The sequence below is a fragment of the Ructibacterium sp. SJQ-7 genome, assembly GCF_054696575.1.
Genome location: NZ_CP195193.1, coordinates 821659 through 840858 on the forward strand (window position 1 = coordinate 821659; position 19200 = coordinate 840858).

The 19200-nt window shown below is 38.1% G+C and carries 19 protein-coding genes; 5 read left to right on the plus strand and 14 right to left on the minus strand.

What is annotated here, in order from left to right; genetic code table 11:
- Positions 1–22: 22 nt before the first annotated feature.
- From dapF to glnA, 3 genes are read right to left on the minus strand one after another with little or no spacing between them, the layout of a single operon-like run.
- Complete coding sequence (gene dapF, locus ACSAMO_RS03585; protein WP_412613581.1) at positions 23–865, minus strand: diaminopimelate epimerase; 843 nt, start codon at positions 863–865, stop codon at positions 23–25.
- A 14-nt stretch (positions 866–879) separates the two neighbouring features.
- Entirely contained in the window at positions 880–1404 is a 525-nt protein-coding gene (locus tag ACSAMO_RS03590) for an ANTAR domain-containing response regulator (protein ID WP_022230179.1), read from the minus strand.
- Positions 1405–1437: 33 nt separating this feature from the next.
- Entirely contained in the window at positions 1438–2766 is a 1329-nt protein-coding gene (glnA, locus tag ACSAMO_RS03595; RefSeq protein ID WP_147513605.1) for a type I glutamate--ammonia ligase, read from the minus strand.
- A 525-nt stretch (positions 2767–3291) separates the two neighbouring features.
- Here glnA and ACSAMO_RS03600 point away from each other — a divergent pair.
- Positions 3292–5133 (plus strand): transglutaminase domain-containing protein, encoded by a 1842-nt coding sequence (locus ACSAMO_RS03600; protein WP_499209870.1) that lies wholly within the window; start codon positions 3292–3294, stop codon positions 5131–5133.
- Between the two features lie 292 nt (positions 5134–5425).
- On the opposite strand, the gene ACSAMO_RS03605 is transcribed toward ACSAMO_RS03600, so the two are convergent.
- Genes ACSAMO_RS03605 through ACSAMO_RS03615 form a run of 3 tightly spaced genes read right to left on the minus strand, consistent with a single transcriptional unit; the run spans position 5426 to position 6909 of the window.
- Positions 5426–6139, minus strand: a complete 714-nt coding sequence (locus ACSAMO_RS03605) for a SigB/SigF/SigG family RNA polymerase sigma factor (protein ID WP_022230176.1) — start codon at positions 6137–6139, stop codon at positions 5426–5428.
- 10 nt (positions 6140–6149) lie between these two features.
- Positions 6150–6569: an anti-sigma F factor gene (spoIIAB, locus tag ACSAMO_RS03610; RefSeq protein WP_022230175.1), complete on the minus strand. Its 420-nt coding sequence runs from the start codon at positions 6567–6569 to the stop codon at positions 6150–6152.
- On the minus strand, positions 6559–6909 hold the full coding sequence (locus ACSAMO_RS03615) for an STAS domain-containing protein (RefSeq protein WP_022230174.1): 351 nt from the start codon (positions 6907–6909) through the stop codon (positions 6559–6561). Before ACSAMO_RS03615 ends, spoIIAB begins: the two co-directional genes overlap by 11 nt.
- A 155-nt stretch (positions 6910–7064) precedes the next feature.
- On the opposite strand from ACSAMO_RS03615, the gene ACSAMO_RS03620 reads away from it, so the two are divergent.
- Together ACSAMO_RS03620 and ACSAMO_RS03625 are read left to right on the plus strand one after the other, a co-directional pair.
- The gene (locus ACSAMO_RS03620; protein ID WP_022230173.1) at positions 7065–8324 is read left to right on the plus strand and encodes a hypothetical protein; all 1260 of its coding nucleotides are present in this window, start codon (positions 7065–7067) and stop codon (positions 8322–8324) included.
- Positions 8325–8984: a DUF6320 domain-containing protein gene (locus tag ACSAMO_RS03625; protein ID WP_117964926.1), complete on the plus strand. Its 660-nt coding sequence runs from the start codon at positions 8325–8327 to the stop codon at positions 8982–8984.
- A 302-nt stretch (positions 8985–9286) separates the two neighbouring features.
- On the opposite strand, the gene ACSAMO_RS03630 is transcribed toward ACSAMO_RS03625, so the two are convergent.
- Genes ACSAMO_RS03630 through ACSAMO_RS03645 form a run of 4 tightly spaced genes read right to left on the minus strand, consistent with a single transcriptional unit; the run spans position 9287 to position 13195 of the window.
- Positions 9287–9544 carry an HPr family phosphocarrier protein gene (locus ACSAMO_RS03630; RefSeq protein ID WP_412274243.1) on the minus strand — a complete coding sequence of 86 codons (258 nt, stop codon included), beginning with the start codon at positions 9542–9544 and terminating at the stop codon, positions 9287–9289.
- A gap of 21 nt (positions 9545–9565) precedes the next feature.
- Positions 9566–11536: a PTS fructose transporter subunit IIABC gene (locus ACSAMO_RS03635; RefSeq protein WP_499209871.1), complete on the minus strand. Its 1971-nt coding sequence runs from the start codon at positions 11534–11536 to the stop codon at positions 9566–9568.
- A gap of 13 nt (positions 11537–11549) precedes the next feature.
- Positions 11550–12452, minus strand: coding sequence for a 1-phosphofructokinase (gene pfkB, locus ACSAMO_RS03640; protein ID WP_022230169.1), 903 nt, complete (start codon positions 12450–12452; stop codon positions 11550–11552).
- Complete coding sequence (locus ACSAMO_RS03645; protein WP_022230168.1) at positions 12449–13195, minus strand: DeoR/GlpR family DNA-binding transcription regulator; 747 nt, start codon at positions 13193–13195, stop codon at positions 12449–12451. The genes pfkB and ACSAMO_RS03645 overlap by 4 nt, the downstream gene beginning before the upstream one ends.
- A 426-nt stretch (positions 13196–13621) precedes the next feature.
- Here ACSAMO_RS03645 and ACSAMO_RS03650 point away from each other — a divergent pair, with 426 nt between their 5' ends.
- Positions 13622–15289 (plus strand): ribonuclease J, encoded by a 1668-nt coding sequence (locus ACSAMO_RS03650; protein WP_022230167.1) that lies wholly within the window; start codon positions 13622–13624, stop codon positions 15287–15289.
- Between the two features lie 36 nt (positions 15290–15325).
- On the opposite strand, the gene ACSAMO_RS03655 is transcribed toward ACSAMO_RS03650, so the two are convergent.
- Positions 15326–15703 (minus strand): hypothetical protein, encoded by a 378-nt coding sequence (locus ACSAMO_RS03655; protein ID WP_022230166.1) that lies wholly within the window; start codon positions 15701–15703, stop codon positions 15326–15328.
- Positions 15704–15837: 134 nt separating this feature from the next.
- Between ACSAMO_RS03655 and ACSAMO_RS03660 the strand changes: the two genes are divergently transcribed.
- Positions 15838–16200 (plus strand): helix-turn-helix domain-containing protein, encoded by a 363-nt coding sequence (locus ACSAMO_RS03660; protein ID WP_308456181.1) that lies wholly within the window; start codon positions 15838–15840, stop codon positions 16198–16200.
- A gap of 207 nt (positions 16201–16407) precedes the next feature.
- Here ACSAMO_RS03660 and ACSAMO_RS03665 read toward each other — a convergent pair whose 3' ends face one another.
- From ACSAMO_RS03665 to trpE, 3 genes are all read right to left on the minus strand, one after another.
- A complete protein-coding gene (locus ACSAMO_RS03665; protein WP_499209872.1) occupies positions 16408–16650 on the minus strand; it encodes a hypothetical protein in 243 nt (80 codons plus the stop codon).
- A 63-nt stretch (positions 16651–16713) separates the two neighbouring features.
- Positions 16714–17277: an anthranilate synthase component II gene (locus ACSAMO_RS03670; protein WP_147513598.1), complete on the minus strand. Its 564-nt coding sequence runs from the start codon at positions 17275–17277 to the stop codon at positions 16714–16716.
- The gene (gene trpE, locus ACSAMO_RS03675) at positions 17274–18746 is read right to left on the minus strand and encodes an anthranilate synthase component I (protein ID WP_022230162.1); all 1473 of its coding nucleotides are present in this window, start codon (positions 18744–18746) and stop codon (positions 17274–17276) included. Before trpE ends, ACSAMO_RS03670 begins: the two co-directional genes overlap by 4 nt.
- Positions 18747–19200 lie beyond the last annotated feature (454 nt).

Here is a 19200-nt window from a genome sequence, read left to right on the forward strand (position 1 = left end):
TCGACATTTTGTCGACAAGCTCTTATATAGTTATTGTTCCGTCAAATACAAACTTTGCCGGACCTGTCATATATACTTTATTTTCATTTTTATCCCACTTAATATGAAGTGTACCGCCCAAAAGTACAAGATCAGCCTCATCATCAACAAGACCGTTTAAATTTGCCGCAACCATTGTTGCACAAGCACCTGTACCGCAGGCAAGTGTTTCACCTGCACCGCGTTCCCAAACACGCATTTTTATAGTGTTTCTGTCAACTATCTGTGCAAATTCTGTATTGATTTTCTTTGGGAACAATTTATGCGTTTCAAACTTAGGACCGATTTTTTCTATTTCAAGACTGTCCGTATCATCAATAAATGTAACCGCATGAGGATTACCCATTGACACGCCTGTAACCTTATAAACCTTTCCGTCAACTTCAACATCTTCACTTATAAATCTGTCAAGATTTGAGTCAATCGGAATATTTTTCGGAACAAGTTCCGGACTGCCCATATTTACACAAACAGTCTGCACTTCTCCGTCTTTAACATTTAGGTCAAGAATTTTTATACCTGCCAACGTTTCAAGAGTAATCTGTGTCTTGTCTGTAAGACCTCTGTCGTACACATACTTACCGACACAACGCGTTGCGTTTCCGCACATTTCAGCTTGTGAGCCGTCACTGTTGTACATATCCATTCTGAAATCAGCCACATCAGACGGGCATATCAAAACAAGTCCGTCCGAACCGATACCGAAATGTCTGTCACTTACGGCTTTAGCCGTTTCGTTTATATTCTCGACTTTTTCCTCAAAACAATTTACATATATGTAATCGTTTCCTGCACCATGCATTTTTGAAAACTTAAATGTCTGCATTTACTTCATCTCCATTAAATATTTAAAATCATTCTTGCCGTATCGATAAACTTCGCACCTGTATCCATACTTCTTTTTTGTATAAATCGATGTGCCTGTTCCTCCGACATTCTGTGTATTTCCATAAGATATGCTTTTGCATCACGAATTATCTTTTCTTCTTCCGGTGTACGTTTTGCTCTGTGCTTTCTTCTTTCGATAATTCCGACAAAAGTTTCTACGGAATTTATTAAAAGCTGTCTGTTCAAAGGAAGTGTTACAACAAAAATATCTTGATTATATATACTGCTCTGCCTTTCGGCTTTGACTATGCTCATAAGTTTCTGACCTTCCATAAGGTCGTCATAAACATCATCGACAGTTCCGTCAGGAAGTTTATATCCCATAATTATAAGCACTTCGTCCATATCGGCTACAGTTCTTAAAAGTTCTGCTTTTGAGTGACAGACAGTGTAAACATCATAGCCACTGCCGTCAAGCATCATTTTTATTTTGTTGGCTGTTTCGTCTTTTGAAAAAGCCAATACTACTCTGTCCACCGCCGTCCCTCCTTTTTAGGAAATTGTTTTTAATTAATAAGCAATTAAATATTTTTCAATTTCCCACTGATTTATGGTACGACGATATTCTCCGTATTCTTCTTCCTTAGCTTCAAAATAGCTTGACGCGAATTTATCACCAAGCAATTCACTGATAAATTCGGACTTTCTTGCAATTTTAATCGCCTCGTTAAGACTTATCGGCAAACTCTTGACTCCGAGTGCCTCACGTTCTTTATCCGAAAGATTGTAGATATTAACGTCAATACTCGGCGGAAGTGTTTCATTATCTTTTATGCCTTTCAAACCGGCTTTAAGGCAAGCCGCAAGTGCAAGATACGGATTAGCTGTAGGATCGGGTGAACGAAGTTCAATTCTTGCGTCACCGGGCTTTTTCGATGACGGTACTCTTACAAGCAAACTTCTGTTGCTTTCCGACCAAGAAATATAGCAAGGTGCCTCATATCCCGGTATAAATCTCTTATATGAATTTACCGTTGGATTTGTAAAGCACGCCATATCCGGTGTATATTTTAATAATCCTGCCGTAAATTTATGTGCCGTATCGGAAAGCTTTGACGGATCATTTTCATTATAGAAAACATTTTTACCGTCCTTTTCAAGCGACATTGTAAGGTGCATTCCGCTACCGCTTACTCCCGCAATAGGTTTCGGCATAAATGTTGCGTGAAGTCCGTTACGTTTTGCAATAGTTTTTACAACAGTTCTGAATGTAACAATTCTGTCCGCGGTTTTTAATGCGTCGTCATATCTGAATGTAATCTCGTGCTGACCCGGTGCCATTTCGTGATGTGACGCCTCGATTTTATATCCCATATCTTCAAGCGTAAGACATATTTCACGGCGGCAGTTTTCGCCGTTATCAAGCGGTGCCAAGTCAAAATAACCCGCATTGTCATGCGGCTCTGTCGTTGGATTACCGCGTTCGTCCGTATTAAATAGGAAGAATTCACATTCAGGTCCCACATTAAATTTGTAACCCATTTCTTCCGCTTCTTTAATAACCGTTTGCAGAATATATCTCGGGTCACTTTCAAGACGTGTACCGTCAGGCTTATAAACATCGCATATAAGTCTTGCGACCTTTCCTTGATGCGGTCGCCAAGGGAAAATTTCAAATGTGTCAAAGTCGGGATGTAAATATAAATCACTTTCCTCAACACCGACAAATCCCATAATTGACGAACCGTCAAACATACAAAGATTATCAAGTGCGTCCTCAAGTCTTGAAGTTGTAATCGCAAGATTACGCATTGTTCCAAGCATATCCGTAAATTGCAGACGAATAAATCTTACGTCCTCTTCTTCAACCAAATCGAAAATATCTTGTTTTGTCAACATAACGAACTTTCCTTTCTAAATTAAAGCTATATAATATACTCAAGACAAAACCTTTATGGTTTTGTCTACTTTATTCTTGGGAGTTTGAGGTGCTAACCTCAAGTTTCAATCATTTCTGGCGACCTGCGCGGCAGAAATGACTTAAAATCTAAAGTTTCGACTTTGGCGGAACTTTATGATTTTTTCTCTGAAAATACTCAAAAATTACATCGTAAGATGTGATTTTTGGAGCTGGCGACATTTTGTCGCCAGGCTCAATTTTCTTATATGCAAAAAAGGTGCTTCTATCCTATGAGGACGAAACACCTTTGCTCGTTGTAAATATTGTAACACACCTAAAAAAGTTTGTCAAGACTAATTTTAATTTAATTCTACGCACAGAGCAATATGCAAAATGCTAAATTTTATTCATTTATTTGTGCAATTTCTACATAATACTTGTACCTGCTTTGTATTTTTATTGACTTTTTATATAATTAGTTATATAATATATTATATAAAAAGTCATTTTTAGGAGATGGTATCATGAAAAATATAAAAAAATTTATATGCTTGCTTATAGTGACAGTACTTATAACGCCGTCAATCGCAATAGCGGAGGACACTTACAGCGGATATTTTAATAATGAAGAAATTACAATGTTCGCCGATACTTCGGTTAAAATTTCCGAAAATGAAAAATCGGCGGTTGAAGATATTATTTCAGACTTAAATAACCTAAAAACGGAATCCGATATTCAAAAATACAACATTCCTTTGGGTAACATTCAAGAACTTATTGATTCTTTACCTAAAGCAATACAATATGAGCATCCCGAATTGTTTTATGTCAATTTACGTCAATTTTCTTATAAAACAGCAGACGGTCAGACAATTTCGGAAATAATAATCAATGACCCTTTCACTATGGAAAAAGACGAAATAAAGGAAGCTCAAAAATTGATTGATGATGAATGCAATGAAATTGTATCATCTGTTCCGAAAGACGCAACAGAGCTTGAAAAAGTGCTTTTTGTTCATGATTATATCACATCTCATTATGAATATGATATGTCTTATCAAAACCGCAATCTTTACACGGCAGTAAGAGATAAGAAATGCGTTTGCCAAGGATATTCATATTTATTTATGTACATCATGAATAAATATTTTGAAATAGAATGTACAACAGTTCCGAGCGATGCGTGCAATCATATATGGAACAAAGTAAAAGTAGACGGTAAATGGTACAACTTAGATTTAACTTCAGATGACCCTACACCGAATTTATCATCACTTGCAAATCACACATATTTTCTTTTGAGCGATGAAGAATTGAAAGCTGTTTCAGCCTCTTCGGTATCAAATTCAAACGGCGGATCATATGTTGAAGCACAAGATATTCACCGCACTTGGAACGTAAACACTTGGTATGGTGAACCGGTTATAACAGCAGAAGATGACACTTATAAAGATTCAATTATTCATAACGTATCAGGATCTGTAAGTTTTTTAGATGGAAAAATCTATTGTTTCAATGATAAAAATGAACTTTCCGCTTTAGATTTATCGACAAATACTTTTACACCAGTTTATAAGGATACTTCAAAATATTATTGGTGCGTATACGGTGATAATAAATCTGCATATTCATCACATTTTAATGTTACTGTTGCTTATAGCGGAAAATTGTATTTTAACTCACCGAATAAAGTTTTTGAATTTGACGCAAAAACAAATACAGCAAAAGAAATATATGAATATACGGAAATTCCCGACATTTCAAAAACGTATTTGTTCGGTCTCACAGTCAAAGACGGTAATTTGTGTGCCGAGTATACTACAAATTTAATGAACGGAGTTGAATCATTTATAACAATTATAACTGCACCTAAACCAACTGAAACACCGATTGTTACAGAATCACCTGTTCCTACAGAAACACCGACCGTTACGGAAGTACCGAAACCTGTTATAGCATACGAATCGAAAATCACACCTAAAGATGACGGAACTTATATTATATCTGTTGACAAAAAAATCGAAACAACAGATACACCTATTTTGTACGTAGCCGAATTTGACGAAAATAACATTCTTATAGGCTTAAAAGCTGTTCCGTACACAGAGCCTGTTTCTGTAAGCGCACACGATGATTCACAAATGCTGAAAGCATTCGTATGGAACATAGGAAGTCAACCGATTTCACTTGTATCTCAAATCGTTTTGACAAAACCGGTTGCGTCACCGGCACCGACAGATGTTCCTACAGTTACAGGTACACCAACCTCAACTGATACACCGACCGCAACCGATACACCCATTGCAACTGTCGCACCTGTTTCAACAGACACACCGACTGCAACAACACCGGAAGACAGACGATAAAATATAAAAAAACGCACTCTTTACAGAGTGCGTCAGACTGTCGACAAATTGTCCGGAACGTGCAATATATTATTTTTATATTTTAAAGTTTAATTTATAGCTATAAAAAGCAACAGGCAAGCCTATCTTTGATATACGGCTTGCCTGTGCACTTTTTGTGAAAATAAACTCTAACGTACAAACGTACGCCGACGAGTTCATTTTCGCAAAATCCGAGCTAATTTTTCGACCTCTGCCAGCGTGTAGACACTTTTGTCTACACGCTGACGCACTCTTTACAGAGTGCGTTTTTCTATGGCATTTCTCCTCTTATACGTTCTATTGCTTTTTTCTCAATTCTTGAAATCTGCACCTGCGACACTCCGATTATCTTGGCAATCTCAGATTGTGTTTTGCCTCTGAAATATCTAAGCAGAATTATTTCTTTTTCACGTTCTGTAAGACGGCTCAAAATATCGTCAATCATAACTTTATTTATAACTCCGTCCTCAATTTCTTCACCGGTAATTGTATCAAGCAAGCGAATTTCTTTATCGCCGTTATCGTAAACACTTTCATAAATACTTTCGGGCGGTGTTGCCGCCTCGAACGCCTCGATAAGACTTTCGGCATCAATTCCGCTTTCTTTTGAAATTTCGTTTATTGTCGGCTGTCTGTTCAGTTTTCGTCTTAACAGTTCTTCACACCGCCAGCCTTTCATTGCATTTTCCTTTAACGTTCTGCTTATTTTAACGGCACCGTCATCACGCAAAAAACGTTTTATTTCACCTGTTATCATCGGTACTGCATATGTAGAAAATTGTACGTTAAATTCGGGATTGAATTTCTTTACAGCCTTTATAAGTCCTATCGCGCCGATTTGCGTCAAATCTTCCGCATCATATCCGCGATTTAAAAATCGCCTTGCAATACTGTATACAAGGCCCATATTTTCTTCCACCATTCTGTTTTCTGCCTGCTTGTCCCCCTCTCGCACGCGTTCAATCAAAGCAGTATTATCTCGCATAACACATCACCTACTTTAACTTTTTTGTCATAGTAATGCGTGTGCCTTTTCCTACTTCACTTTGGACTTCGATACTGTCCATAAACGTTTCCATTATCGTAAAACCCATTCCGCTGCGTTCCATTTCGGGTTTACCTGTGAAAAGCGGTTCTCTCGCTCTTGAAATATCTGGTATACCCACTCCGTCATCCGATACGGAAAAAGTCACCGTATCGTCCTCTATACTTCCTGACATCGTTACAATTCCGTCTTTTTCATCATAGCCGTGAATTATCGCATTTGTAACTGCCTCCGAAACAGCCGTTTTTATTTCTGAAATTTGATCTACTGTCGGGTCGAGTTCAAGCACAAAAGCCGCCGCAACCGTCCTTGCAAATCTTTCGTTATCGCTTTTGTTCGGAAATTTTATTTCCATAATGTTACTGTACATCAATGCCCGCCTCCTTTACACCGTTTTCAAGGTTGTCGGCTACCGTTACGATACTCTTTATACCCGACATTTCAATCAGTCTGTTCACCGCATCAGACGCACCGTATATGATAACCTTTCCGCCGAGTGCCGTAACCGTCTTGTATCGTCCCATAATAACGCCGATACCCGACGAGTCCATAAAAGTCACATTTTCAAAATTAAACGCGACATTAACTGCCCCCGTTCTGCCAAGTTCCCTGTCCGCATTTTCTCTTACCGACGACGCTTTATGCTGGTCAAGTTCGCCGAAAATTTTTATAATCAGCAATCTGTACCTGCCCATTAACATTAACTCCATATTTCTTCCTCCTGTATATAAATGTTATCTTTTTATATTTCTATTATTTGTAATAAATTTCCTTTGTTAAATTTTGATAACCTTTGTCGAAAACACTTTTTATTATTTTTGAACTGTGATATAATAAAACAGACATAAGAAATGAGGTTACATTTATGAAAAGTGAATGGAATAAACTTGACAATGCCGCCAAGATATTTCCGGCGGCGCAGTCCAAAAAAGATACGCAGGTATTCAGATTTTCCTGCGAATTATACAAAACAGTAAACAAAGACCTTTTGCAAAAAGCCACTGAAGATACATTGGAGGAATTTGATATTTTCAAAAGTATATTACGGCGTGGACTTTTTTGGTATTACCTTGAAGAATCGGATATAAAACCGATTGTACGCGAAGAATATAAAATCCCATGTTCGCTTATATACCAGAGGAACAATCACAAGCTTTTATTTGAAGTGACTTACTACAGAAACAGAATAAATCTCGAAGTTTTTCACGTTTTGACAGACGGCACAGGTGCGATGAATTTTCTTAAAACACTTGTATCAAACTACCTTACACTTGCGGAAAATGTTGAAGACAGCGGAGTTGATTATGACGCATCAAGCACACAAAAAAGTGATGACAGTTTTTCAAAATACTATTCCGGCAAAATTTCTTCAAAGCAAGAAAATAACCCTGTTGCATACAAAATTGTAGGACGAAAATATCCCGACGACAAATTAAAAGTCATAAACGGTATGGTTGACGTAAAGAAAGTACTTGAAGAATCTCACAAATACAATGCAACTTTAACTGCGTTTTTGTCTGCGGTACTTATAAAATCAATCATAGACGAAATGCCTGTACGTTCAAAAGGCAAGAAACCGATTACAATACTGATACCGGTAAATCTTCGCAACTTCTTCCCATCCGTTTCGGCAAGAAACTTTTTCTGTCTGACGTATATTCAGTATGACATAAAAAAGCACGGTGAGGATTTTGAAACAATGGTTGACGTTATAAACACTCAACTAAAAAGCAAGCTGAAAGCCGAAAAACTTCTCGGCACTATCGACACATATTCAGCTGTTGAACACAATGTCATAACAAGAATTGTACCGCTTGTCGTGAAAGATTTCTTTTTGAGAATAGCATACAGAATGTCGGGCAGAGCCGTCACGGCAACTTTTTCAAATATAGGAATAGTTAAAATGCCCGAAAATATGAATAAGTTTATAAAATGCTTTGACGTGTATATCAGCACCGACAAACTTCAATTATGTTCTTGCTCGTTTGACGGTAAGCTGACTTTGGGATTTACTTCTCAATTCATCAGCTCGGATATCGAAATGAGGTTTTTCCGTGAATTGACTTCAAGGGGTATTGACGTTGAACTGACTTCCAACATACACGACGATGAAAGGAATGATTAAATGAAACATTGTGATAAATGTAAAATTGATGTGCGTGGTGAATTTGAGCGTTGTCCGTTGTGCCAAAACAAGCTGACAGGCGAAAGTACACCTTACGAATTTCCGAAAGTACAATCATTTTACGAAAAATATGAAAAGATTTTTAAATTTGCAATTCTTGTCACTTCGTCACTTTCGATAATAAGCATTGCCGTAAACATACTTCTTCCCCAAAGCGGTCATTGGTCGTTGTTTGTACTTTTCGGTGTAATATGCTTCTGGCTTACGACAAATATATGTATCAAGAAACGCCAAATCATATCGCAGAATATCGCCGCAGAGGCTGTTATAATATCAATATTGTGCGTAATATGGGATAAGTTTACAGGTTGGCACGGCTGGTCGGTCGATTACGTTATACCGATAATATTTTCATGGGCAATGCTCGGATTGTTCGTGGCAACAAAGATTTTAAAAATTAAAATGCCCGATTATGTGTTCTCATTTGTGATATGTATATTTTTCGGACTTGCACCGTTTATATTGTGCATAACAGGTGTCACAAAAATTCTTATTCCGTCGGTTATATGTATTGCACTGAGCATAATTTCTTTTATAACTCTTGTGTTATATGACGGCAAAGAACTTGTTTTGACATTATCAAAAAAATTTCACATATAGACAAAAAATGGTGTTGCTTTCGCAACACCATTTTTCAGACTGTCGACAAATTGTCCGGAACGTGCAATATATTATTTTTATATTTTAAAGTTTAATTTATAGCTATAAAAAGCAACAGGCAAGCCTATCTTCGATATACGGCTTGCCTGTGCACTTTTTGTGAAAATAAACTCTAACGTACAAACGTACGCCGACGAGTTCATTTTCGCAAAATCCGCACTAATTTCTCGACCTCTGCCAGCGTGTAGACACTTTTGTCTACACGCTGAAATGGTGTTGCCTTCGCAACACCATTTTTAATATTATAGATTTGCCTTAAAAAATTCTTCCAAAGCCTTTGCAGCTTCGTCCTCGTCCGAGCCTTCAACTTTTACGTTAAGTGTATTACCGCACTTTGCCGCCAAACCCATTACAGCAAATATTCTCTTTGCGTCACCTGTCTTACCGTCTTTTTCAAGAGTGATTGTTGACTGATATTTTGCCGCCTCTTTTACAAGCACACCCGCAGGACGAGCGTGAATACCTTGTGGATCTGTGATTGTGTAGTTAAATTCTTTCATAATACTTATCTCCTTTATATATTAATTTTCTTTGTATACAGGTTTCTTTAAAAGTGCAAGCATAAACATTGTAATAACCGAACCTGCCGCTAATGCTACCAAGTACATAGGCCAGTTACCTACAACAGGGAATACGAATATACCGCCGTGAGGAGCCATCAATGTACATCCGAATACCATTGACAATGCACCTGCTACTGCCGCACCGACTGCTGTTGCCGGTATTACGTGCAGCGGATCGGCTGCCGCAAACGGAATTGCACCCTCTGTGATGAATGCCAAGCCCATAACATAGTTTGTAATACCCGACTGACGTTCCGATTTTGAAAAACGATTTTTAAAGAATGTTGTTGCAAGTGCAATACCGATAGGTGGTACCATACCGCCAACCATAACAGCCGCCATTATATCATAGTTGCCGTTTGCGATTGACATTGTACCGAATACATATGCCGCCTTATTTATAGGACCGCCCATATCAATAGCCATCATACCTCCGAGAACAATACCAAGAATAACCTTTGATGTTGAACCCATACTGTTTAGTAGGTTTGCAAGTGCGTCGTTTATAACACCGATAATCGGATTGAATACGAACAACATCAATGCACCCATAATGAATACGCCAAGTACAGGATACAACAATGTCGGTTTAATTCCCTCAAGACTTTCAGGAAGTTTTGAGAATATCTTTCTTAGCAATAGTACAATATATCCTGCAACAAAACCGGCAACAAGTGCTCCCAAAAATCCCGAAACAGTTGTACCTGATGAATTGAATACTGTGTTTGCAAGATAGCCGTTAATTCCGCCTGAGTAGCTATTTGTAAATTCTAATATACTGTTACCCGTTGAGGCAAGCATACCGCCCACAAAACCGATCGCAAGACCCGGTCTGTCCGCAATAGAGTATGCGATAAATCCTGCAAGAACAGGCAACATCAAACCGAATGCGACACCGCCGACTGTTTTAAAAAATGCCGCAATCGGTGTATTCATACCGAAGTTTGACGGATCAATAGTAAAGTCGTCAAGCAAGAATGCGATAGCAATTAGAATACCGCCGCCTATAACGAACGGCAACATATGCGAAACACCGCTCATAAGGTGCTTATAAATTCTGTGACCGATTCCCTCTTTATTATCCGACTTAGCCGAAACACCCTCATCACTTTCCTTTGATGTAAATATCGGAACATTTCCGCCAAGTGCCTTTGCGATAAGTTCATCAGCCTTTGAAATACCGTCACTTACCTGTGTAACGATTACCTTTTTACCGTTAAAACGTTCCATAGGAACTTTTGTATCTGCCGCAACGATTATGCAATCAGCCTCTGCGATTTCAGATTCGGTAAGAACATTCTTTGCACCGCCCGAACCCCTTGTTTCAACTTTAATCGCACAACCTGCTTTTTCTGCCGCTTTTTGAAGTCCCTCAGCAGCCATATAAGTATGAGCTATACCTGTCGGACATCCAGTTACTGCAAGTATTTTCTTATCAGATGTAGTAACCTGTTCTGATTCAGCATTATCTTTTGCAGTTTCCGCGTCATCTATAATTGAAATAAATTCCTCTACCGATTTTGCATTAATAAGTTTTTGTGAAAAATCTTCGTCCATAAGCAAAACGGAAAGTTTACTCAATACGTCAAGGTGTACATTTTCTTTTGTATCAGGTGCGGCGATTGCAAATATAAGCTTTACCGGCTCACCGTCTATCGAATCAAAATCAGTACCGTTTTTGATTACCATTGCCGCAAGTCCGGGTTTTGTCACCGCACTGCCTTTATAATGAGGAATTGCGATACCCTCGCCGACTGCCGTCGTACTTTCTTCCTCTCTTTTTATCAAACCTTCTACATAAGCATTCTTATCTGATATTTTTCCGCTCTTTTCCATAAGGTCTGCCATTGCACGAATGGTTTCTTTTTTTGTGCTTGAAACTCCGTCAAGTCTGATACTCTCTTTTGAAAGTAAGTCTGTGATACGCATAATTTTTACCTCCTCATATTGTTTTAAATACATTTAAAATTTCTTCTTTGGTCGCAAGATTTTCCGAAAATGCACTTGCACTGCCTGCCGATAATCCCATCTTAAGTGCATACATAAAATCCTGCTTTTCCATATATCCCGCAAGGAAACCGGCAACCATTGAATCGCCTGCTCCCGTTGAGTTCACTAATTTGCCTTTAGGTGCCTCACTTTCGTACACTTCTCCGTTTTCACCAACGAACACCGCACCCTCGCCTGCCATTGAAACAAGTACATTCTTCGCACCCATTTCCTGCATTTTCTTTGCATACGGAACAACTTCACTTCTCGTCTTAAGTTCAACACCGAATATTTCACCTATTTCGTGATTATTAGGTTTTACCAAAAACGGTTTATACTTAAGAACATTCACAAGCAAGTCCTTTGTTGCGTCAACGACTATATTTAATTTTTTATCTTTAAGGTAGTCCATAATTTCGCAGTAAATCGAATCGGAAAGCGATGACGGAATACTTCCGGCAAGTACCAACGTATCGCCGTCATTCAAACTGTCAAGTTTTTCGTAAAGTTTCTTTACCGCACCGTCTGAAATATCAGGACCCTGACCGTTTATTTCTGTTTCGGCGTCTGATTTTATTTTCACGTTAATCCTCGAAAAACCGTTGTCAAGCTTTATAAAATCGGTTTTACAATTCATATCGGCAAGTATATTTTCAATCGCACCGCCCGTAAAACCGGATATAAAGCCAAGTGCCGTATTTTCGACACCCATATTGTTCAGCACAATTGAAACATTAATACCTTTTCCGCCTGCCATAATCTTTTCGGATTCCGTCCGGTTTACTTCACCGCTTCTGCAAGACGGAACAACCATTATATAATCCAATGCGGGATTGAATGTTATGGTATAAATCATAATTGAGCAGCCTCCTTTATATTATATCCTTTAATATTTTCCGTTATCTTATCCGTTATTACGGTTATGTCACTGCCAGCCGCAAAAGTTGCTTTTGATATTTTATTGAATTTTGACGAATCGCAAAGTACAAATTTCTTTGCACATCTTCTCATCGCAAAATTTTTAATATCCGCCTCTCTGACATCGGGAGTTGTGAACCCTCTGTCACTGCTCAGTCCGTTAGTTCCGAAAAAGCCTTTTGTGAAATTGTATTTTGAGAGTGATATAATCGCCTCGGAATCTATAATCGCCTCTGTCACCGATTTGATAAGTCCGCCGATTATATATACTTTAAAGCCTTTTCTCGCAAGACCGACTGCGTGAGATAAAGCGTTTGTAACAAAAGTTGCGTCCTTGGCGGTTATATACTCAATCATATATTCAGTGGTAGTTCCTGCGTCAATATATACAAGGTCGCCTTCATTTATCAGTGACGCCGCATATTTTGCGATTTTAATTTTTTCATCACTGTTTTGAATACGTCTTGCACTGACTTCCGAATCTTCCATTCCTCCGCCCGATACAACCGACATTGCACCGCCATGTACTCGTATAACTCTGTTATCATTGGCAAGAGTTGTTATATCTCGTCTGATTGTCGATTCAGATGCACCAAACATCTTGACCAATTCTTGATTAGATATACTTCCTCTTTCGTTTACTATCTTTACTATCTCATCAAGTCTTTCTTCAAGTAACATTCTCTCGCCTCCTTTTATCGTTTGAACGTTTTTGACTGTTTCTATTTGTATTATACAATCAAATTCGCTCATTGTCAATCAAATTCATTCACAAATTATATACAAAATAATTGTATATGTTGCACATATTTCGCTGACTTTTAGTTATATTGTACATTCTAATGATTGTTTATGAATGTTTTTATCTGTTTTGTTCTTGAAAGTTTGAGGTACTAACCACATTAAAAATCATAAATTACATCACAGATGTAATTTTTTAAGCTGTCGACATTTTGTCGACATACTCAGTATTTATACTCTCATATTATATTATAACACTTTAATTTATCAAGTAGCCATATTTATGTTGACTATCGTCAGACAAATGTGGTATAATAATATTGTTGTAATAATGGTCGGAAAAAATTAAATAACGGAGGTAAAATTGTGGCAAAAGCTAAAAAACTGAAAATCATACCATTAGGCGGACTTGATGAAATCGGAAAAAATTTAACCGCCCTTGAGTACGGAAACGAAATTATAATGGTAGATTGCGGTATGGCTTTCCCTGATGATGATATGCCAGGTGTAGATATGGTAATAAACGATATTACCTATCTTGAAAAGAACTGGTCAAAAATCAAGGGAATTTTTCTTACTCACGGTCACGAGGACCATATCGGCGGATTGCCTTATTTCCTAAAGGCTATCAACGTTCCTGTTTACGGTACAAGACTTACAATCGGTCTTGTCGAACATAAATTAAAGGAACACAATCTTTTATCAAGCGTAAAGCTTGTTCGTGCAAAGTACGGAAACGTAATTAATGCGGGACAAAACTTCTCTGTTGAGTTTGTCCGCACCAACCATTCTATAGCAGACTCTGCTGCTCTTGCAATCAAAACACCTGTCGGAACGGTTATTCATATGGGTGACTTTAAAATTGATACTACTCCAATCGTCGGAGATATGATTGACCTTGCAAGACTCGGTGAACTCGGAAAAGAAGGAGTTCTTGCCGTTCTTTCTGACAGTACAAATGTTGAACGACCGGGATATGCAATGAGTGAAAGAAGTGTCGGTGAAAAATTTGAACAGATTTTCAAAGGCTGTAATAAACGTATTATAGTCGCTACTTTCGCGTCAAACGTGCACAGAGTGCAGCAAATTATCGACGCTGCCGCCAAAAACGGACGTAAAGTAGCAGTTTCGGGAAGAAGTATGGAAAATATCGTTGAAATATCAATTCTTCTCGGATATATGAAAGTACCAGAAGGCGTACTTATCAATATTGACAACATAAAAAAATACAGACCGAACCAAGTAGTTATTATTACAACAGGCTCACAGGGCGAGCCGATGAGTGCCCTGACAAGAATGGCTTTTTCTGACCACAGAAAAGTCGAGGTCACAAAGGACGACCTTATTATAATCAGTGCAACACCTATTCCGGGTAATGAAAAGTCGGTTTCAAATGTCGTAAACGAATTGTTTAAAATAGGTGCGGAAGTGATTTATAAATCACTTGCGGAAGTACACGTTTCGGGACACGCTTGTCAAGAGGAATTAAAACTTATTCTTGCACTTACAAAGCCGAAATTCTTTATTCCTGTACACGGTGAACACCGTCATCTTGTTCTTCACAAGGAACTTGCGCAAAAAGTAGGTATACCGGAAAAGAACAGTTTTGTACTTTCAAACGGTCAGGTGCTTGAACTTGACTCAAAAACCGCAAAAATCGCAGGCACTGTTCCGGCAGGTAAAATACTTGTCGACGGTCTTGGAGTCGGCGATGTCGGAAATATCGTACTTCGTGACAGAAAACATCTTTCACAGGACGGACTTATTATTGTCGTTGTTACAATATCACACGACAGTAAAGAAATCGTTTCAAAACCTGATGTTATTTCAAGAGGTTTCGTGTATGTACGCGAGGCCGAATCGCTTATCGAGGGCGTTAAACACGTTGCCGGCGAAAGTATTTCGGATTGTCTTGGCAAACGTAATATGGATTGGTCAACTCTAAAGAGTTCAATGAAAGCGTCTGTCGCAAAATATATTTACGAACAGACAAAACGCAGTCCTATGATATTGCCTATTATTGAAGAAATCTAACAAAAAATTAAGCGTAGCTGAAAAATGCTACGCTTTTTATTTGTCCACCTTTTCTATATTAAGCACATTCTTCGTAAGTGCTGTGTATGAAATGCAATATTTCGCATTTTTTTCATACTTATCAGAGTTAAAATTTTTAAAAGAAATAAGATATTCACTTTCTGTTTTAACAAATTGAAAATATTGCAGAGTAACAGTCGGAGGAAATTCATCAACATAAATTTTCTTACCGCCCATAATCGCGCTCGGTATGTCAAGCACCAACGCAAACACCGTAAAAGAAATTGCAACTATTACACCCATCTCACAACCAAGCTCACTTCTGTCGTTTTGTTTCTTAACCGAATACCAAGTTACAGTTATCAGCACTGCCAATACTACACTGCAAAATATTAATATAGTCCAATACCCCATAATAAATTCCTCCTATATGTATAATCTCTTGTATATTTCTCACACTATACTTGTAAAAATCACAAGTATCCTTTGTTAAAATAGGTAAAAAAATATGATAAAATATATATAATATTTTAAAGGTGGTGTTTTGTTTGACTTTCGACTATAAAACTGTTGGCGGCAGAATAAAACATTACAGACTTTCAATCAACAAAACACAAGAAGAATTAGCCGAACTTGCAGACATCAGTGCCAATCATTTGTCCGCTCTTGAAAACGGCAGATCAGCAGGAAGTTTAGATAAATACTACAGTGTCGCTCAAGCGTTGGGTGTCACTGTTGATATGCTTATTGACAACTCATCTGATCGTGCATCCGGAAACGACTACTTCTTTTCCAACCAACTCTTACCGCTTGTTTCTTCACTTTCCGTTGAGCAACGTAAAATGTTGATAGATTTCATCGAACTTTTAAAAGATTACGATGTCGATAAGAATAACACCAAAAGAGGTTAAAATAACCTCTTTTTTTAGTGTTTTTACTATATCCATACATATTATAACACATTTATTTTTTTATGTAAATAGCTTATTATAAAAAAAGTAAGAAACTATACTGTTTTGGTATTATTCACTATACTTCACCAATATACACTTCTGTGTAGTTCGGCACTGTCGCAATACCTTTTTTTTCGTATTTGTCAAATAATTCATTCAATTCTTTTACATATTCATCAAACTTTTCATCATTCGCCGTAAGAGAATATGATGCAGACAACGAACGTCCGAATCTCTTTCAAGCAACTGTCTTGTAAAAATTCCCGTTCCCGCACCTATATCCGCAATCTTCGATTTATCCGAAAAACCGACTTCGTTGTATAAATAATCCATCAGCTTTGTCGGATATGACGGACGTGATAAAACGTATTTGTCCGCTTTATTCATAAATTTCTTCGTATTGTCCACTCGAATCGCCTCAATTATATTATAGCAAAAAGAGTGCAGATTTTCAATCTGCACTCTTGTGAACTATATATTCAAAAAGTTTTCAATCATTTTCATTCCGTTGGGTGTAAGTACCGATTCGGGGTGAAACTGTATTCCATAAACCGGACGTTCATTATGTTGTACACCCATTATACAATCATCATCACTTCTTGCCGTTATGTTAAGACAATTCGGCAAACTTTCCTCGTCAATCACAAGTGAATGGTATCTTCCAACCTCTGTTTTTACACCTATTCCGTCAAATATAGGGCAATCCATATTGACCGTTACAACGTCACTCTTGCCATGCATTATTCTCGGTGCGTGAACAATCTTACCGCCGAATGCCTCGCCTATCGCCTGATGTCCAAGACACACTCCCAAAATCGGAATATCTCCCGCTTTCTTAATCAAATCCACGCATATTCCCGCATCAATCGGAAATCCCGGACCCGGTGACAAAATAATATGACTCGGCTTTTTTTCAAGCACTTCTTCAACCGTTATTTTATCGTTTCGATACACCTCTATATCGGGATTTATCGTACCGATATATTGGTACAAGTTATATGTAAATGAATCGTAGTTATCAATCATTATAATCATACTATATCACCTGCCTCCTCAATCGCTCTAAGCACCGCCGACGCTTTGTTTATCGACTCCTGATACTCATTTTCAGGAATAGAATCGTAAACAATTCCTCCGCCGGCTTGGATATATGCCTTGCCGTCCTTGAATACTCCTGTACGAATTGTTATACAGCTGTCAAAGTTGCCGTTAAAGCTGATGTAACCGATTGCACCGCCGTATGTTGAACGTTTCGTTTTTTCAAGTTCGTCAATGATTTCCATTGCACGGATTTTCGGTGCACCCGAAAGTGTTCCTGCAGGAAGTGTTGAACCAAGTGCGTCAAAACAAGTTTTGTCACTTCTTAATTTACCTTCAACGTCTGTTATAATGTGCATAACGTGTGAAAAACGCTCCACATACTTAAATCGCGTAACCTTTACCGAGCCAAATTCGCTGACTCTGCCTATATCGTTTCTGCCCAAATCAACAAGCATTGTATGTTCCGCAATTTCCTTTTTGTCAGCCAAAAGCTCCTTTTCAAGTGCCATATCTTCCTCGACAGTCTTACCTCTCGGGCGTGTGCCGGCGATAGGTCCTGTCTGAACGACTCCGTTTTCAACTCTCACAAGCATTTCAGGTGACGCACCTGCAATCTGATAATCGCCGAAATTCAAATAGTACATATAAGGTGACGGATTGATAAGTCTTAACGCTCTGTATGTGTTGAACGGACTTACATTCGTTTCAACCGTAAATCTCTGTGAAAGCACAACTTGGAATATATCGCCGTTTTTTATGTACTCTTTCGCCTTTTCAACGTTCGCACAAAATTCTTCTTTCGTCATATTTGAAACCATCTTTGAAGAAGAACGATATTCGCGTTTCTCTTTTTTCATAAGTCCGGAAAGATCCGTCATTTCCTGCTGAATGTCAAGTAATCTGCCTGTTGCCTTTTTGTACTGATTTTCAATATCGCCCTCTGCGTGAATATTTACTATTATAACAATCTTTTGACGCATATGGTCGAACGCGATTATCTCGTCCATCAACATAAAGTGCATATCAGGTAAATGCAAATCGTCTTGATTTATATTCGGCAAATGTTCATACTGACGTATAATGTCATACGCAAAAAACCCTACCGCACCGCCGTTAAATGACGGTATATTTTCAAGTTTCGGTGCTTTGTACTTTTCAATAAGCTTTTCAAGCTCCTCCATCGGTTTGCCTTTATATGTATTTGTTTTTCCTGTGTAATCGGAAATTGTTATTTCATCGTTAAGACTTTTAAAACTGATAAACGGATTTCTTCCTATAAATGAAAATCTCGCTGTAACGTGGTTTTGACCGATACTTTCAAGCAAGAAACAATCCTTCTCTGTCTGCATACGCTTGAACACGCTTATCGGCGTATCCATATCGGCATAACATTCAATCGTCAACGGTATCATATTGTACTTTTTTGACAATTCTTTTACTTCATCTACGGTTAAATTAAACATCAAATCCCCGCCTTTCTTATTTTTATTAAGGCGGCTTTTCTGTGAAAACAAAAAAGCCTTTTTCTTGTATTAGAAAAAGACATAGAAATATCAATATAAATTTATTCTCGTCTAATCTAATCTCATCTGTAGTTATTATATTACACATTTATTTTTTTGTCAATATGTCTTGATAATATTTATTTTTGAAGGTATAATTAAAGTAATATCAGTTTTAGTTAAACCACCCCTCAGTCGGCTTTGCCGACAGCTCCCCTCGATGGGAGCCTTATATCCCTCTCCTTGAGAAGATGTGTCACGCAGTGGCGGAGCGGTAGCTTTTCCCGCCTTATCGGCTCCCCTTGAGGGGAGTTGTCAACGCTGTTGACTGAAGGGTGGTATTTAGTAAGCTACTCAATAAGTAAAATATAATCACGCAATGGCGGAGTGGCAGCTTTTTCCGCCTTATCGGCTC

What these genes read in the sequence shown, in the direction of transcription:
- ACSAMO_RS03645 (WP_022230168.1), bottom strand. Translation starts at nt 13,195, where the DNA reads ATGTTACTTGAAGAAAGACTTGATGAGATAGTAAAGATAGTAAACGAA.
- ACSAMO_RS03630 (WP_412274243.1), bottom strand. Translation starts at nt 9,544, where the DNA reads ATGAAAGAATTTAACTACACAATCACAGATCCACAAGGTATTCACGCT.
- ACSAMO_RS03625 (WP_117964926.1), top strand. Translation starts at nt 8,325, where the DNA reads ATGAAACATTGTGATAAATGTAAAATTGATGTGCGTGGTGAATTTGAG.
- ACSAMO_RS03620 (WP_022230173.1), top strand. Translation starts at nt 7,065, where the DNA reads ATGAAAAGTGAATGGAATAAACTTGACAATGCCGCCAAGATATTTCCG.
- ACSAMO_RS03615 (WP_022230174.1), bottom strand. Translation starts at nt 6,909, where the DNA reads ATGGAGTTAATGTTAATGGGCAGGTACAGATTGCTGATTATAAAAATT.
- ACSAMO_RS03605 (WP_022230176.1), bottom strand. Translation starts at nt 6,139, where the DNA reads ATGCGAGATAATACTGCTTTGATTGAACGCGTGCGAGAGGGGGACAAG.
- dapF (WP_412613581.1), bottom strand. Translation starts at nt 865, where the DNA reads ATGCAGACATTTAAGTTTTCAAAAATGCATGGTGCAGGAAACGATTAC.
- glnA (WP_147513605.1), bottom strand. Translation starts at nt 2,766, where the DNA reads ATGTTGACAAAACAAGATATTTTCGATTTGGTTGAAGAAGAGGACGTA.
- ACSAMO_RS03670 (WP_147513598.1), bottom strand. Translation starts at nt 17,277, where the DNA reads ATGATTATAATGATTGATAACTACGATTCATTTACATATAACTTGTAC.
- trpE (WP_022230162.1), bottom strand. Translation starts at nt 18,746, where the DNA reads ATGTTTAATTTAACCGTAGATGAAGTAAAAGAATTGTCAAAAAAGTAC.
- ACSAMO_RS03655 (WP_022230166.1), bottom strand. Translation starts at nt 15,703, where the DNA reads ATGGGGTATTGGACTATATTAATATTTTGCAGTGTAGTATTGGCAGTG.
- ACSAMO_RS03635 (WP_499209871.1), bottom strand. Translation starts at nt 11,536, where the DNA reads ATGCGTATCACAGACTTACTTTCAAAAGAGAGTATCAGACTTGACGGA.
- spoIIAB (WP_022230175.1), bottom strand. Translation starts at nt 6,569, where the DNA reads ATGTACAGTAACATTATGGAAATAAAATTTCCGAACAAAAGCGATAAC.
- pfkB (WP_022230169.1), bottom strand. Translation starts at nt 12,452, where the DNA reads ATGATTTATACCATAACATTCAATCCCGCATTGGATTATATAATGGTT.
- ACSAMO_RS03600 (WP_499209870.1), top strand. Translation starts at nt 3,292, where the DNA reads ATGAAAAATATAAAAAAATTTATATGCTTGCTTATAGTGACAGTACTT.